The 15658-nt window shown below is 60.4% G+C and carries 15 protein-coding genes and 1 pseudogene; 8 read left to right on the top strand and 8 right to left on the bottom strand.

Annotated features, from left to right (window positions below):
* Window positions 1-3: 3 nt before the first annotated feature.
* Window positions 4-2004: a methyl-accepting chemotaxis protein gene (locus tag ACSQ9D_RS00420; RefSeq protein WP_436280720.1), complete on the bottom strand. Its 2001-nt coding sequence runs from the start codon at window positions 2002-2004 to the stop codon at window positions 4-6.
* Between the two features lie 444 nt (window positions 2005-2448).
* Here ACSQ9D_RS00420 and rpmH point away from each other — a divergent pair, with 444 nt between their 5' ends.
* The 4 genes from rpmH (at window position 2449) to yihA (ending at window position 5590) form a co-directional block, all read left to right on the top strand.
* Window positions 2449-2583 carry a 50S ribosomal protein L34 gene (rpmH, locus tag ACSQ9D_RS00415; protein WP_016552555.1) on the top strand — a complete coding sequence of 45 codons (135 nt, stop codon included), beginning with the start codon at window positions 2449-2451 and terminating at the stop codon, window positions 2581-2583.
* 22 nt (window positions 2584-2605) lie between these two features.
* Window positions 2606-3007: a ribonuclease P protein component gene (gene rnpA, locus ACSQ9D_RS00410; protein ID WP_436280719.1), complete on the top strand. Its 402-nt coding sequence runs from the start codon at window positions 2606-2608 to the stop codon at window positions 3005-3007.
* Window positions 3007-4791, top strand: coding sequence for a membrane protein insertase YidC (gene yidC / locus ACSQ9D_RS00405; protein WP_436280718.1), 1785 nt, complete (start codon window positions 3007-3009; stop codon window positions 4789-4791). The genes rnpA and yidC overlap by 1 nt, the downstream gene beginning before the upstream one ends.
* Window positions 4792-4930: 139 nt before the next feature.
* A complete protein-coding gene (gene yihA, locus ACSQ9D_RS00400) occupies window positions 4931-5590 on the top strand; it encodes a ribosome biogenesis GTP-binding protein YihA/YsxC (RefSeq protein ID WP_436280717.1) in 660 nt (219 codons plus the stop codon).
* Window positions 5591-5638: 48 nt separating this feature from the next.
* Here the strand turns inward: yihA and ACSQ9D_RS00395 are convergent, their stop codons facing one another.
* From ACSQ9D_RS00395 to ACSQ9D_RS00385, 3 genes are all read right to left on the bottom strand, one after another.
* Window positions 5639-6196 (bottom strand): fasciclin domain-containing protein, encoded by a 558-nt coding sequence (locus tag ACSQ9D_RS00395; protein WP_436280716.1) that lies wholly within the window; start codon window positions 6194-6196, stop codon window positions 5639-5641.
* A gap of 117 nt (window positions 6197-6313) precedes the next feature.
* The gene (locus ACSQ9D_RS00390) at window positions 6314-7030 is read right to left on the bottom strand and encodes an anti-sigma factor (RefSeq protein ID WP_436280715.1); all 717 of its coding nucleotides are present in this window, start codon (window positions 7028-7030) and stop codon (window positions 6314-6316) included.
* On the bottom strand, window positions 7027-7566 hold the full coding sequence (locus ACSQ9D_RS00385; protein ID WP_436280714.1) for a sigma-70 family RNA polymerase sigma factor: 540 nt from the start codon (window positions 7564-7566) through the stop codon (window positions 7027-7029). The genes ACSQ9D_RS00390 and ACSQ9D_RS00385 overlap by 4 nt, the downstream gene beginning before the upstream one ends.
* Window positions 7567-7700: 134 nt before the next feature.
* Between ACSQ9D_RS00385 and argB the strand changes: the two genes are divergently transcribed.
* Entirely contained in the window at window positions 7701-8588 is an 888-nt protein-coding gene (gene argB / locus ACSQ9D_RS00380) for an acetylglutamate kinase (protein WP_007529633.1), read from the top strand.
* Between the two features lie 6 nt (window positions 8589-8594).
* Here argB and ACSQ9D_RS00375 read toward each other — a convergent pair whose 3' ends face one another.
* The 3 genes and pseudogenes from ACSQ9D_RS00375 to bchE form a co-directional block, all read right to left on the bottom strand.
* A complete protein-coding gene (locus ACSQ9D_RS00375; protein WP_436280713.1) occupies window positions 8595-9368 on the bottom strand; it encodes an isocitrate lyase/PEP mutase family protein in 774 nt (257 codons plus the stop codon).
* Window positions 9365-10444, bottom strand: coding sequence for a bifunctional transcriptional activator/DNA repair enzyme AdaA (locus tag ACSQ9D_RS00370; protein WP_436280712.1), 1080 nt, complete (start codon window positions 10442-10444; stop codon window positions 9365-9367). Before ACSQ9D_RS00370 ends, ACSQ9D_RS00375 begins: the two co-directional genes overlap by 4 nt.
* Window positions 10445-10499: 55 nt before the next feature.
* A pseudogene (bchE, locus tag ACSQ9D_RS00365) lies at window positions 10500-12043 on the bottom strand (magnesium-protoporphyrin IX monomethyl ester anaerobic oxidative cyclase).
* A 157-nt stretch (window positions 12044-12200) separates the two neighbouring features.
* Here bchE and ACSQ9D_RS00360 point away from each other — a divergent pair.
* Both ACSQ9D_RS00360 and ACSQ9D_RS00355 read left to right on the top strand, forming a co-directional pair.
* Complete coding sequence (locus tag ACSQ9D_RS00360; protein ID WP_436280711.1) at window positions 12201-12908, top strand: pyrimidine 5'-nucleotidase; 708 nt, start codon at window positions 12201-12203, stop codon at window positions 12906-12908.
* 110 nt (window positions 12909-13018) lie between these two features.
* Window positions 13019-13657, top strand: a complete 639-nt coding sequence (locus ACSQ9D_RS00355; protein WP_436280710.1) for a calcium-binding protein — start codon at window positions 13019-13021, stop codon at window positions 13655-13657.
* A gap of 45 nt (window positions 13658-13702) precedes the next feature.
* Here the strand turns inward: ACSQ9D_RS00355 and ACSQ9D_RS00350 are convergent, their stop codons facing one another.
* Window positions 13703-14569: an LOG family protein gene (locus ACSQ9D_RS00350; RefSeq protein ID WP_436280709.1), complete on the bottom strand. Its 867-nt coding sequence runs from the start codon at window positions 14567-14569 to the stop codon at window positions 13703-13705.
* Between the two features lie 192 nt (window positions 14570-14761).
* Here ACSQ9D_RS00350 and dapD point away from each other — a divergent pair, with 192 nt between their 5' ends.
* Window positions 14762-15622, top strand: a complete 861-nt coding sequence (gene dapD / locus ACSQ9D_RS00345) for a 2,3,4,5-tetrahydropyridine-2,6-dicarboxylate N-succinyltransferase (protein WP_436280708.1) — start codon at window positions 14762-14764, stop codon at window positions 15620-15622.
* Window positions 15623-15658: the final 36 nt, after the last annotated feature.

The following is a 15658-nucleotide window of genomic DNA, read 5'->3' as shown; positions in this document are numbered from 1 at the left end:
GGATCAGAACTCCTCCCAATTCTGTTCGGCGACGGCGGCATTGCCGCTGAACGCACGGGCGACGGTGCCCATGGCGCGACGGGCAGGAGAAGCCACCGGCCGATGTTCCTGATGGCGGGCAACGGCAACCGGGGCCGCAGCCGCCACATTCGAGACCTTGAAGCGTGAGATGAGACGGACGAGGCCGTCGGCTTCGCCGGAGAGCTTGTGCGTTGCGGCCGAAGTCTCCTCGACCATGGCGGCGTTCTGCTGCGTCACCTGGTCCATCTGGTTGACCGCCGTGTTGACCTCCTTAAGGCCGGTCGACTGCTCCTTCGCGGCGGTCGCGATCGAGTGAATGTGGTCGTTGATCGCGTTGACACGGCGTTCGATCTGGGACAGCGCCTCGCCGGTCGCCTGCACCAGCTTGACGCCGACCTGGACCTCGTCGCCCGACTTGGTGATCAGGCCCTTGATGTCCTTGGCGGCCGTTGCCGAGCGCTGTGCGAGTTCGCGAACCTCTTGGGCGACGACGGCGAAGCCCTTGCCTGCCTCGCCGGCACGCGCGGCCTCGACACCGGCGTTGAGAGCAAGCAGGTTCGTCTGGAAGGCGATCTCATCGATGACGTTGATGATCTGGCTGATTTCGCGCGAGGCCTGCTCGATCCGGCCCATGGCGTCGACGGCATTGCGGACAACCACGCCAGACTTGCCGGCGTCGTCCTTGGCCTCGGATACCATGACGCTGGCTTCCTGAGCGCGCTCGGTCGAATTGTTGACCACCGCCGTGATCTCGTCAAGGGCGGCCGAGGTCTGCTCGAGAGCAGCGGCCTGCTGCTCGGTGCGCTTGGAGAGATCGTCGCTTGCTGAACGCAACTCGTTGGTGTTGCCGTGGAAACCTTCTGCCGTCTCGCGCACTTCGCGCATGGTCGTCTGCAGCGTCGCGAAGGTGCTGTTGACGTTCTGCTGCAGTTCGGCGAAGGCGCCCTGGAAGCTGCCGCGCATCGTCTGCGTGAGGTCGCCTTCCGCCAGGCTTGCGATCACACGGCGCGTTTCGCCGACCCCGGTATCGATGCTGGAGAGCAGATGGTTGATGTTGCTGGCGAACTGGTTGAGGTTGTCGTCGCCATAGTCCTTTTCGATGCGGCGGCTGAAATCACCTGCAGCTGCGGATGCAACGACAACGGACATGCTGGACTGCAGATCGTCGCTCTTGGCGCGCATGGCGGCCTCCTGCGCGTTCATGCGGCGTACGGCAAGCCCATTTTCCTTGAAGACGGCAACGGCAGCAGCCATTTCGCCGATTTCATCCTTGCGGCCGGCGAAAGGCACTTCGGCGTCAAAGTTGCCATCGGCGACTTCCTTGATCGCGTCCGTGACCTTCTTGATCGGGCGGCTGAGCTGAATGGTGCCGATGTAGAAGCCCATGCCGACACCCGCCATGATGCCAACCCCAGTGATCGCAACCACCAGCCACAAAACAGAGGTGCGCGAGCTTTCGACCTGCGCATTGACGGCGTCCAGCGTCGCCTTGTCAGTGGCGACGATCGCATCGATCTCCGCCTGGAAAGCCTTGCGGTTGGCGCGGTTGGCGTCGTTGTTACCCTGCTCGTTCGCAGCCTGGGGGCTCACTTCAGTGCCAAGACGCGCTGTTTCGGCGCGGAATGTCCGGAATTCCTTTGCGCGTTCGGTCATTTTCACGAAGGTATCTTTCTGGCTTTCCGGAACCAGCCGAGCCCAGGAAGCAATGACCTTGTCTATCTGGTCGAGGTCGGCCAGCAGTCCCTTGGCAAAGTTTGCGGCCTCCTTTGTCGATTGCGCGTTATAGATTCCGCGTGCCTCCATCACTGTTGCCGTCACGAAGCGGTTAAGGCGCTCGCCGGCGTAAGCGCGATCGGATGCATCTCCGTATGCCGACAGGTTCTCATCGTATTGATGCACGGCCCAAAGTGCCGCTGCCCCGATCAGCAGTGCGACGCCGCACATGGCGGAGACGAGCAGATTGATCTTACCTCGAATTTTCAAAGGAAGCCCCCCAGACTAAATCACAAAGCCGGGAAAGCATTCCGGCCGATAGCTAAATTTGGCCGAAATAAATTAACGCTAGCTTTCGGATGCTTGGCCGCATCACTACAAAAAATTACCTGTACTTAGTCGTCACCGTTTCTTTTTTTGCGCCAGAAACGCTAGACTGCCGCAAGAATGCGCGCGACGGTTGCGATCGAAGAAAAATATTACGCACGCGCCGCGTTAACACGTCGTCACAAACATTAATGAGCCTTGCTAAATCTGGTATCGCAGCCGCGAATTCGTAAATTCCGGGCGATAATTGACTTTGGCGGCCTTCATCCGTATAAGCCGCCGCACGTCCGGTCATTTAGGGCTCTCGTTAGCCTCGCCCGTTCGAAAAACAACGCTCCTTGCACTATGCAAATTCAAGAAGGGCCGCACTCCGCGGTGTTTAAATAAATGAAGCGTACCTACCAACCATCCAAGCTTGTTCGCAAGCGCCGCCACGGTTTCCGTGCACGTATGGCCACCAAGGGCGGCCGCAAGGTTATCGTTGCTCGCCGCGCACGCGGCCGCAAGCGTCTTTCGGCCTAAGGCCGGAATTGCCCGATAAGAGATGGCGGGCGAATTGACGACCAATAATAAGAAAATGGCTGCCGGGCGGCTCAAGAGCCGCCCGCAGTTTCTTGCTGTCCGCCAAGGCGAGAAACGCAAGGGCGGCTTCTTTCTGCTCGAGGTGCTCGACCGGAAGGAACCCGAGACCGAAGCCCGCGTCGGCTTCACCGTCACCAAGAAACACGGCAATGCAGTCGAGCGAAACCGCATGCGGCGGCGCCTGAAAGAGGCGGTGCGACTTCATGCAGGGTTTGCAATGCAGCCCGGACACGACTATGTGGTTGTCGCGCGAAGGGACGTGCTCAAAGCGCCCTTCAAAGAATTAGCCGCAGAGCTCAAAGCTCGCGTCGAGACCAAGCCGAAACACAAGCGGTCCGGAGACGGCCGCCCCAGGAACGTATGATGCAAAACAACCGCAACTACTTCATTGCGATCGCTCTCTCCGTGCTGATCGTTCTCGGGTGGCAATTCCTCTATATGAATCCGCGCATCGAAGCGCAGCGCAAGGCAGAACTCGCTCAAAAGGCGCAGCAGAAGACCGAACAGATGCAGACGCCGGCAGCTGGCGGCGCCAATCCGGCCCAGCCGAATGGGACGGCTCCGACCGCAACGACGCCCCCGTCCCTGATCGACGCTCTGGCAAAGTCGCCGCGCGTTACGATCGATACCGCCGCTCTCGCAGGCTCGATCAATCTCGTTGGTGCTCGTCTCGACGACCTTAAGCTCAAGGGCTATCACGAGACCGTCGACGACTCGAGCCCGATCATCACGCTATTCAGCCCGTCTGAAACCAAGGACGGCTACTTTGCAGAACTCGGCTACATCGGCGATGCTGCCACCGGCGCGGTCCCCGGTCCCTCGACCGTCTGGACGGCACTGGAAGGCGCAAAACTGACCGAGAAGACGCCGGTCACGCTCACCTACACCAACGACAAGGGCATCACCTTCGCCCGCACGATCTCGGTCGATGAACACTATATGTTCACCGTCACCGACAAGATCACCAACGCCGGCCCGGCGGCAGCTGCATTGTCATCCTATGGCCGCGTCACGCGCTACAACAAGCCGGCAGTCGCCTCGACCTATGTTCTGCACGAAGGCTTCATCGGCGTCATCGGCGACAGCCTGATCGAAAGCAAATACGCAGCCGTCGAGAAGGAAGCGGTCACGCCGGCAACGGCAACTGGTGGCTGGCTCGGCATCACCGACAAGTACTGGGCAGCGACGATCATTCCGCCGCAGCAGACACCATACGATGCGCGCTTCACGCACTTCACGGATGGCCAGCCGCGCTTCCAGGCCGACTACAAGCAGAACGCCGTCACGGTGGCACCGGGCCAGTCGCTCGAGTTGAAGAACCTCGTCTTTGCCGGCGCCAAGGAAGTTCCTGTTATCGACGGCTACGAAAAGACCTATTCGATTCCGAAGTTTGATCGGCTCATCGACTGGGGCTGGTTCTACTTCCTGACGAAGCCGATGTTCAGGCTGATGGACTTCTTCTTCCGCTACTTCGGCAACTTCGGCGTCGCCATCCTGATGACCACCATCGTCGTCAAGGCGCTGTTCTTCCCGCTCGCCAGCAAGCAGTACGCTTCGATGGCGAACATGAAGCGCGTGCAGCCGAAGATGGAAGAGCTGAAAGCGAAGTTGGGCGACGACCGCATGGCGCTGCAGCAGGCAACGATGCAGCTCTACAAGGAAGAGAAGATCAACCCGATCGCCGGTTGCTGGCCGATCGCGCTGCAGATCCCGATCTTCTTCTCGCTCTACAAGGTGATCTACATCACCATCGAGATGCGCCACGCGCCGTTCTTCGGCTGGATCCAGGATCTTTCAGCACCCGATCCGACCTCGTTCATCAACCTTTTCGGCCTGCTGCCGTTTGCGGCTCCGACCTTCCTGCATCTCGGCGTCTGGCCGCTGATCATGGGCGTGACGATGTTCCTGCAGATGCGCATGAACCCGACGCCGCCGGATCCGACGCAGGCGATGATCTTCAACTGGATGCCGCTGGTCTTCACGTTCATGCTGGCGAGCTTCCCGGCCGGTCTGGTCATCTACTGGGCCTGGAACAACACGCTTTCGGTCATCCAGCAGTCGGTGATCATGCGCCGCCACGGTGTGAAGATCGAACTCTTCAGCAATCTGAAGGGCCTCTTCAAACGAAAGCCGGCACCGACAGAATGACGAAAGCCCCGCTTCGGCGGGGCTTTTCATTTGTGCTGACATTGCCGCCGTGTCCCGGCGACTGGCGGACCGGCGGTTGACAAAATCGCCCGAAACCTGAATGCCATAAGCTCACTGGATTTGGACTGGAAAAGGCCGAATGACCGACAGCAAGAACGACAAGCCGCTCTTCGGGCGCCCCTGGACCTTTATCCGGGGCGTTCCATCCCTGAAATTCCTGCCGCCGGAAGGACCGCTGGAAGTGGCCTTTGCCGGCCGCTCGAACGTCGGCAAGTCTTCTTTGATCAACGCGCTCGTCAGTCACAAGGGGCTGGCGCGCACCTCCAATACGCCTGGCCGCACGCAGGAACTCAACTACTTCGTGCCGGAGGGCTATTCGGGTGAAGGCGGCGACCTGCCGCCGATGGCGCTGGTCGACATGCCGGGCTACGGCTACGCGCAGGCGCCGAAAGATCTGGTCGATGCCTGGACGAAGCTCGTCTTCGACTACCTGCGCGGGCGCGCGACGTTGAAGCGCGTTTACGTGCTGATCGACAGCCGCCACGGAGTGAAGAAGAACGACGATGAGGTTCTCGATCTGCTCGACAAGGCGGCGGTCTCCTATCAGATCGTTCTCACCAAGACGGACAAGATCAAGCCGCCGGCGGTGACCAAGCTGCTCGCGGAGACCACGGAAAAGATCAAGAAGCGGCCGGCCGCTTATCCCGGAATCATTGCCACCTCATCGGAAAAGAGTGAGGGGCTTGATGACCTGCGCGAGGCGATCGCGCAAACGGTCGGCATTGCCAACTGGAAATGAAAGAGGCGCCCGGGGATGGAAATGGGCGCCTCCAGAACCTGAACCTGCTTACATCTTCGGCAGCAGAACCTTGTCAACGACGTGGATGACGCCGTTGGACTGTTTCACGTCGGCGATCGTGACGTGGGCGACATCGCCGTTTTCATCGGTGAGCGTGATCTTGCCCATGCTTTCCTTGGCCTTCAGCACGCAGCCGCCGACCGTCTTGATGTCGTGTTCGCCGCCGTCGGCCTTGATCATCTTGGCAACCGTCTTGGCCATCGCATCGGCGGCGACGACGTGGCAAGTCAGAACCTTCGTCAGCTGGGCCTTGTTCTCAGGCTTCAGCAGCGTGTCGACGGTGCCGGCGGGCAATTCCGAGAAGGCTTCGTTGGTCGGAGCAAAGACGGTGAAGGGCCCCTTGCTTTCCAGCGTCGATACGAGACCGGCTGCCTTGACGGCAGCAACCAGCGTCGTGTGATCCTTCGAGTTCATCGCATTTTGGACGATGTCCTTCGTCGGGTACATGGCAGCGCCGCCGACCATCGGGTTCTTGGCCTGCGCAGCGAAAGTAAATGCGGAAACGGCTGCAGCAAGCACACTCAAGCGCAGTGCGGACTTCATCATGATTGTTCTCCTCTAACATCCGCGCACAAGACCGGCCGAATGCCGGCGTTCCCTTGCGGACATGAGGATCTACGAAAGGCTCGCAGGAAGAGTTTCAGTGCGCTTGTTGAAAAAACATCAGCGGCGATGCGCTGTGCCGCTCGCCACGATCGGCCCCGTGACCTGCCCCGTCGGCGAGCCGCCGAAGGGTTCGAGGCTAACGGCGAGGGCCGCGCCCTCGTCTATACTGCCGCGCATATCAGCGGGTATGACCAACTCGCCTGCCTGATCTGGAGGAAACAGGCCAAGCGATCTTGGCGCACCGCTTGCCGGCACGAGCCAAAGCTCCAGGGACTTCTCCTCAGGCTTGCCGGTCGCCACGGGTACGATCTTCAATTTTCCGCTCCGCCGCTCATAGGTGGCCAAGAGGTTGACCTGGCTATTGGCGGCGGTCAGCTCAGCCACAAGCGGCGCGGAAGTCTGCGGCGGAGCGACAACGACGGTCGCAATCGTCAGCGCGCCCACCATCATCAGCAGCGAGACGAGCGCAAGACAGCGCCAGAAGACGATGGAGGCCCACAGACCGCGTGCAGGAACGGTCGCCTCTGGCGAGCCGAACAGCCGCTCTTCGATCTGCTTGAACGTCTCCTCACCGGGGCTGACGACGTCGTAATCATCGTTGAATGCGGAGAGGTTGGTCTCCCAGCGGCTGACGATGGCTGCGAACTGTCTATCGCGGCGCATCCGCTCCTCCACGACCCGCCGATCCTTGAAAGAAAGAACGCCAAGAACATACTCACCGGCGAGTACCTCGTCGCGGGAGCGGCCTCCCTTGCTCTGATCCGGCGATGTCATCGTTCCATGCACTCTCTCAGTTTCAAAAGGCTGCGACGCAGCCATGTGCGCATTGTGTTCAAAGGGACGCCAAACTGATCGGCCAGTTCCTGATAGCTTTGTCCTTCGACGTAAGCCTTCTTCACCGCCATTGCCCGATCAGCTTCCAACTCTTCCATGCAGGTGTCAATCCGCCTTCCCTCATCCTTGATCACAGTCTGTATCTCTGGGGAAGGATCGTCATCCGCGAGGTCGTATGCGCTGTCCAGTTCGTCGGCGACCGGCTTTCGCGCGCGCATGATGTCGATCGCCTGATTGCGGGCAATTGCCGCAAGCCAGGAGGTCGGCGCCCCGGAGCCGGCGGCAAAGACGCCGGCGCGCTGCCAGATCTTGACGTAAACCTCCTGCAGCGCTTCCTCGGCTTCTGTCCTATCCCTCAGAATACGCAGGCAGATGGAAAAGAGTTTCGGGCTCGTCTCGCGATAGAGCGTCGCAAAGGCCTTGCGATCGCTGATCGCAACGAGGCTTATCAAATATGCGATTTCGTCGCTGGTCATCCCGTGCCTCTTGCCAAACGCCCCGCCTTTTCGAACCCGCTCGCTAGCGCATACGGAAAACTAATGGTCTCTAGATTATTCCATCTGTCAAAAACTTGAGATAAAAGGCCGCGATCAATTCCGCGGGGTATCCCATGAACCAGTCCGAAAGCGAAACCCAGGCACGCCTCCTTGCGCAGGCCCTGCCCTTCATGCAGCGTTACGAAAACAAGACGATCGTCGTGAAATACGGCGGCCATGCCATGGGCAACCCCGAACTCGGCAAGGCTTTCGCGAGCGATATCGCACTGCTGAAACAATCGGGAGTCAACCCGATCGTCGTCCATGGCGGCGGACCGCAGATCGGCGCGATGCTGACCAAGATGGGCATCGAATCGAAATTCGAAGGCGGGCTGCGCGTCACCGACGCCAAGACGGTCGAGATCGTCGAGATGGTTCTCGCCGGCTCGATCAACAAGGAGATCGTCGCGCTCATCAACCAGACCGGCGAATGGGCGATCGGCCTTTGCGGCAAGGACGGCAACATGGTCTTTGCCGAAAAAGCGCAGAAGAAGGTCAAGGATCCGGATTCGAACATCGAGCGCGTGCTCGACCTCGGCTTCGTCGGTGAGGTGGTCGAAGTGGACCGCACCCTGCTCGACCTGCTCGCCCGCTCCGAGATGATCCCTGTCATCGCTCCGGTGGCTCCCGGGCGCGACGGTGCAACCTACAACATCAACGCCGACACCTTTGCCGGGGCGATCGCCGGGGCGCTAAATGCCACCCGCCTGCTTTTCCTGACGGATGTTCCCGGCGTTCTCGACAAGCAGGGCAACCTGATCAAGGAACTTTCCGTTGCGCAGGCGCACGCGCTCATCGCCGACGGAACGATCTCCGGTGGCATGATCCCGAAGGTCGAGACCTGCATCGATGCGATCAAGGCTGGCGTCCAGGGCGTCGTCATCCTGAACGGCAAGACGGCACATTCCGTGCTGCTCGAGATCTTCACCGAGCATGGCGCCGGAACGCTGATCGTTCCCTGATCCCATTTAGCCCGCGGCGGCATAGACCGCCGCGGCAGCTTCCTTCAGCTTCTCCATCATCGCCCGATATGGTCCCGGTCCGTAGCTGACGCGAGCGACGCCGAGGCTTGCGAGCGTCTTCACATCCGGCGCCCCCGGCCTCATCATGATGTTGACCGGCAGTGTTGACGCACCACAGATTTTCTCGATCAACGCTGGATCAATCAGCCAAGGCACGAAGAAGCCGCTGGCACCGGCTGCAGCGTAAGCCTTGCCGCGCTCGATTGCCTCGTCGACGAGGTCCGCATGCTTGGATTGGTCGCCTTCGCGCAGGAACAGATCGGTGCGCGCATTGATAAAGAACGAAATGCCACGGCCGTGCGCCATCTCGCGAATAAAGCGGATGCGGGCGGTCTGCTTATCCACAGGATGCAGCCCCTCTCCGCCAACCACTTGGTCTTCGAAATTGATGCCGACGGCGCCCGCGTCGATCAGCGTGGCGACATTGGCGGCCGCTGCGGCAGGCTCGGTCGAGTACGCCCCTTCGAAATCGACGGAAAGCGGCAGGTCGTTGACCGCCGTGATCTGGCGAGCCGTGGCTACCAAGGCGTCCAGCGGAATCTTCTCGCCATCCCCATAGCCTTGTGCTGCGGCAACCGACCAGCTCCCCGTCGCCAGCGCCTTGGCGCCAGCCTCGGTCACGGCCTTCGCCGTTCCAGCGTCCCATATGTTGTAAAGGACGACCGGATTGCCCTTTTGGTGCAGCGCGCCGAACACCCTTGCTTTTTCAGCTTGATTCATTGAATTTCCTCCACAAACAGCCTCTTGGGCTTCATCTTATCTTCGTGTTGCAAAAGCCATTGCTTGCGCCAGAGCCCGCCGCCATAACCGGTCAGCGACCCGCCGGCACCGATCAGCCGGTGGCAGGGGATGACAATCGCCATCTGGTTCGCCCCGTTGGCGCGGCCGACGGCACGCACCATCTGCGGGTTCTCCATGCCACGTGCAATGTCGCCGTAGGCGCGTGTCTCGCCAATGGGTATTTCCATCAGCTTCGACCAGACCCGGCGCTCGAAAGCCGTGCCGAATCCCAGCGCAAGCGGCGTCCGGAACGCCGTGGACCGGCCACCGAAATAGGCTTTCAGCTGGGCATCGATCTGCTCGATCGCCGGCGTACGGCCGGCTGCAACCGAGGAGCGCGTCTTACGCTGCAGCTTCTCCAGTTCTGCTGGCAACGCCTTGCGGTCATGGAACTCAAGAAGATGCAGATGCGTCCGGTCGGCCACCGCCACCATGGGGCCGAGCGGCGTTTCAAACCAGTCGGCAAACAGAAGATCGCGGTTCTGCGACATGACAGGCGCTTTGCCGATCAGCCTCTGAAATGCGGCGCGGAACCCGCTGCCCGACTCATATCCAGCCTCGATCTGAGCATCGATGACCCGCGCGCCGTTCGCCAGTTGTTTTGCCGCCTCGCCGAGACGCCGGTAGCGGGCGATATCGAGAAAAGTCATGCCGAGCGACCGCTTGAAAGCCCTCCGTACGGTCGAGGGATCGTAGCCGCGACCGATCAGGTCGTCCTCCGTCCAACGCGCTGCCGGATCGCCGTCGAGTGCATTGAGCAGCTCGTCGACGAGCGGCTCCCGGCCCGCCTCTTCTAGCGGTCGGCACCGTTGGCAGGGTCGGAATCCCGATTGCATGCAGGTGGCGACGGTATCATAGAACAGCGTGTTTTCCCGTTTGGGCTTGCGAGCCGGGCAGGTCAGCCGACAGAAGATACCCGTTGTCTTGACGCAAGCGTAGGCAAGGCCTTCGTAGGCCGGGCTACGGGCAATCAGCGCATCGTAGAGTGCATCGTCACTGGGAAGATCGAAAAGCATGAGGCGTTCTACCATCCCTTGCCGGCCGCGTCCGCCGCAAATCGGGCGTCTATTTTTATTCGGCGCCATCAATGACGGCTGGTATCGAACGCCGGCGCGGAGGCGCAGGCAGCAGCATTGATTCCTCCTCCGCATCCTGCGGTGCTCCCCAGAATGCCTCCAGCGTCGGGCCATTCTTCACCATCCGTCTGCGAAAGAAGAACTCGACAAGCTCGTGAAACCAGACGCGCCTTCCCATCTGCGTGTACCAGCGCATCGAATGCCGTTGTTCAGGATCACTGTGAAAAAGAATGCGGAATAGCGCTTTCGGCCGGGCCTGTATCGCCAGCTCAATAAGCTTCACGCAAACGATGAGAACGGCCGGATGCAAGTGCCTCGTCTTCAGAACCTGATGCTTGTAGTCCCACTTTCTTATGTCGGTCTCGATTACGGTCCGCTCCCGCGCGATCCGGAAGAACGGTGTCCAGCGATGCGGCGTCACGTAGAGCGCTTGTATCTGACGGGATCGTAGGAGAGCAGTTGCCGGAAGCCGCGCCATAGGTCTTTCAGCCGCTCCTCCTCGAAGCCGACGACCCAGGTCGCCATCGACAGGATGTCATGCTTGCGCAGTAGCCGGATCGCCTCGCGATCGGTCGCAGTACCACCACCCTTCTTGATCAGCGCCAACGTTGCCTCGTCGGTACTCTCCATGCCGATCAGCCACCGCACAACGCCGGCTTTGCGGTAGAGATGCAAAATATCCGCATCACGGACGATATCGTCGGCGCGTGTCGAACCGACAATTAGTACCGGCACATTCTCGGCAATCATCGCCTCGAGAAATGCCGCCCAGGCCTTGCGGGAGGATGTCGGATTTTCATCGGCCAGATTGATCAGTTCGACCCCGTGCTCGCGGTAAAGGCGGGCGATCTCACTTGCGAAGAGAGCCGGATCACGGTGGCGCCAGCGGGTCCAGAAACCACGCTGGCCGCAATAGTTGCAGAGATGCGGGCAGCCGCGCGAGAACTGCATGACGACCGCGCGCTTGCCGCCCCAATAGCTGTAGCGAGCGTGGTCGATCAGCTCGAAGGCGACACGGTAGCTGTCGAGCGATGCAATCGCTCGGGCGGGTTGGGTCGCGAATGCTTCGCCGCGGCGGTCCCGAAAAGCAATGCCGTGGACCTGTTCGAGCGACCGACCATTGTCGATCGCGTCGATGAGATTGACGATCGTCTCCTCCCCTTCACCTCGGACCAAGACGTCGAAGACATCAGTCTCGGCCAAAACGTCGCGCCAGTGATAGGTTGGAAACACGCCGCCGTAGATGACGGGTATACCCGCGGCATTCGCCTTGATCGCGGCGGCGATCCCGAACGCGATCGGGTGTGCCGATGTCGAGCCGGAGTGACCGATCAAAACAACGTCCGGCGATTGCTGCAATAGCTGGCGGATGATCTCGGCAATAGGCAGCGGACCGAACTCGGCGTCGATCAAAGTGACCTCATGCCCGGCATCGATCAGCGGGCCGCCGATCGAGAGTAGGCCAAGCGGCGGAAGATGATCGTCCGGGATACGGCTGCCGATTGCGGTATGCGGCGGATTTATCAGTGTGATTTTCACTTGGCTGTTCCCTCGGTTGCAGAAGCTGCAGAACAGACCCACACGGTGGCAAAAATCAGCGAAGTCGTCTTAAAGTTGAGAGCTTTCGAAGGCATTTTTGCGAAGATTTGCGCCGAAAGACTTTGGCACAGGCCGCAGGCCATGCCATAACGCCCCCATGACCAAGATAGATCGCACGCCAACCAAGGCGGACTTCTCGCACGTGACCGAGTGGGTTTTCGACCTCGACAACACGCTCTACCCGCACCACGTCAACCTTTTCGCGCAGATCGACAAGAATATGACGGCCTACGTCTCGACACTGCTGCAGATGGAGCGGGACGAGGCGCGCAAGCTGCAGAAGCAATACTATCGCGATCATGGCACGACGCTGCAGGGTTTGATGATCCACCACGGCGTCGACCCGAATGACTTCCTCGAGAAGGCGCATGCGATCGACTATTCGAGCCTGACGGCGCAGCCCGAACTGGGTGCGGCAATCAAGGCCCTGCCGGGTCGCAAGTTCATCTTCACCAACGGCAGCGTCAAGCATGCCGAGATGGCGGCCGGCGCGCTCGGCATCCTCGAGCATTTCGACGATATCTTCGACATTGTGGCGGCGGACTTTGTGCCGAAGCCAGCGCAGGCGACCTATGACAAGTTTGCGGCGCTCAAGCGCATCGAGACCGGCAAGGCGGCGATGTTCGAGGACCTGCCCCGCAATCTCAAAGTTCCAAAGACGCTTGGCATGCAGACCGTCCTGCTGGTGCCGAACAACCTCGAGGATACGGTTGTCGAATGGTGGGAAAAGACCAGCGGCGAGGACGATCACATCGACTTCGTGACTGACGATCTTACTGATTTTCTTGCGAAGATTGCCGGCTAGATTACCAAAGTTTCATCCAGCTTACCGATCTTTAATTGGGCAATTTTCCGCACCAGCCCTACCCTTTCATCTGTAATCCCCATTGCGATTGCAGATTGAAAGGAATTGAAATGTCTCGGAACAAGCTGATACTGGCCGCACTCTCCTCCGTCATGATCGTCGGTGCCGCAGCCGGCACCAGTTTTGCTGCGTCACACGACAAGAGGCATCATCCGCCTCGCCCGCAACACGGCATGGGCATGATGATGGGACCGCGCATGGGCGCGATCCGTGAAGTCATCTTCGTTCGGATGCTGAAGCAGTTCGACACGAACAAGGACGGTCAGATTTCCAAGCAGGAAGCCAAAGATGGCATGGAGGCAATCTTCGTTGCCATCGATACCGACAAGGACGGCTCGCTGACGCCGGGCGAGATCCGCAAGTACCACGAAGCCCAGATGGCCAAGGCGAAAGCGCCGGCCGACGATGCCGCGGATGACGATGCTGCACCGACGGCACCGCCGGCCGATGCCGACAACGCGCAGCCGGCACCACCGCAGCCCGGACCCGACGGTGGCCCCGATCGCCGCGGCATGCATGGCGGGATGATGCGCGGCATGATGATGATGCAGCGCTTCGATACAAACGAGAACGGCCAGATTTCCAAGCAGGAAGCCGAAGCCGCCTTCGACAAGTTCTTCACCTGGATGGACCGCGACAAGAACGGCGTGATCTCGCTCGACGACATGCCGGATCGGCCGCTCCCGTAAGTAAATACTTACAGATAGCGAGGCCTGCCGCTCGGGCGGGCCTTTCTATTCGGGGTGCTCGTAGAAATCCTCGATGATCTTCCAGGCGGCGTCCGCAGTGTCGACGAAGCTGATCAGATCGACATCGTCGGGCGCGATCGTGCCGAACTCGGCCAACGCCTCGAAATCGATAATGCTGCGCCAGAACTTTTCCCCAAACAGGATGAGCGGCATCTTTTCCATGCGGCCCGTCTGGATCAGCGTCAGGCATTCGAAGAACTCGTCGAGCGTGCCAAAGCCGCCGGGAAAGACTGCAATCGCCTTGGCGCGCACCATGAAGTGCATCTTGCGGATCGCGAAATAGTGGAAGTTGAAGCTCAGTTCCGGCGTCACGTAGACGTTCGGCGCCTGTTCGTGCGGGAGCACGATGTTGAGACCGATCGAGGGGGCGCCCTCGTCGGCCGCGCCGCGATTGCCAGCTTCCATCACACCCGGACCGCCGCCCGTGACGACGACATACTCATGAAAATCGAAGCCTGCCGAATATCTCGAGCACAGCCGCGCGAACTTGCGTGCTTCGTCGTAATACACCGACGCTGCTTCCAGATTGGCGCGCTGCGTCTCGTTTCTCGCCGCCCAGGCGCTCTGGCCGGGAGCCGGAATGCGCGCACCGCCGAACATGACGACGGTCGACTTGATGCCTCGCTCCGTCAGCAACATTTCCGGCTTCATCAATTCCAGCTGCAGGCGGATCGGCCGCAGCTCCTCGCGGCACAGAAAGTCCTCATCGGCATAAGCAAGACGGTAGGCGGGCGACAGCGTCTGCGGCGTCTTCGGCACGGCCTCGGCGCGGTGCTTGTCGGTTGCGCTCGTCTTCAGCGGGTCCCAGACGCCATCCTTGCGCCGCAGCCTGCCGTTTCTCGCCTTTGCCATGTCGAAATGCCTTTCAGTACAGCCGGCAAACACTGCCGGTAGGTCGCTTCATGCTTGAATCGGGAGAATTACCATGCCCCGAAAAATCATTCCATTTTACCCTTGCATGGGATAGAGCAGATCGCATCCCGCCAATCACAATTCCCGGAGGCTTCGGTCTCCACGATAGAGATCGAAGTTTAAGGAATTCCCATGAGCGCCACCGACCTTTCTTCCCTCGAAAAGACCATCGAAGCTGCTTTCGATAACCGCGACAACGTCAATACGTCCACGAAGGGCGAGGTCCGCGATGCCGTCGAGGCAGCGCTCGAACTCCTCGACGGCGGCAAGGCACGCGTTGCCGAGCGCGGTAGCGACGGCGCCTGGAAGGTCAATCAGTGGCTGAAGAAGGCCGTGCTCCTCTCGTTCCGCCTGAACGACATGGAAGTCGTCAAGGGCGGTTCGGGCAACTCGACCTGGTGGGACAAGGTGCCTTCCAAGTTCGAGGGATGGGGCGAGAACCAGTATCGCGCCGCGGGCTTCCGCGCCGTGCCGAACTGCGTCGTGCGCCGCTCGGCCTACATCGCCAATAACGTCGTGCTGATGCCGTCCTTCGTCAATCTCGGCGCCTTTGTCGATGAGGGCACGATGGTCGACACCTGGGCGACGGTCGGTTCCTGCGCGCAGATCGGCAAGCACGTTCACCTGTCGGGCGGCGTCGGCATCGGCGGCGTGCTCGAGCCTATGCAGGCAGGCCCGACCATCATCGAAGACAACTGTTTCATCGGCGCGCGTTCGGAAGTCGTCGAGGGCTGCATCATCCGCGAGGGCTCGGTTCTCGGCATGGGCGTCTATATCGGCAAGTCGACCAAGATTGTCGACCGCGCGACTGGCGAAGTCATGTACGGCGAAGTGCCGCCCTACTCCGTCGTTGTCGCGGGCTCGATGCCGTCGGGCAACGCCACAATGGCCAACGGCCTGCCGGCACCGCACCTCTATTGCGCCGTCATCGTCAAGCGCGTCGATGAAAAGACCCGCTCGAAGACCGGCATCAACGAACTGTTGCGCGACTGACAAGTCGTGACGTTCCGGCGGCCTGCACGTCTTGGG

The organism is Rhizobium sp. LjRoot258 (genome assembly GCF_964254185.1).
GTDB lineage: Bacteria > Pseudomonadota > Alphaproteobacteria > Rhizobiales > Rhizobiaceae > Rhizobium.
This window is presented reverse-complemented; position numbering and strand designations above follow the sequence as displayed.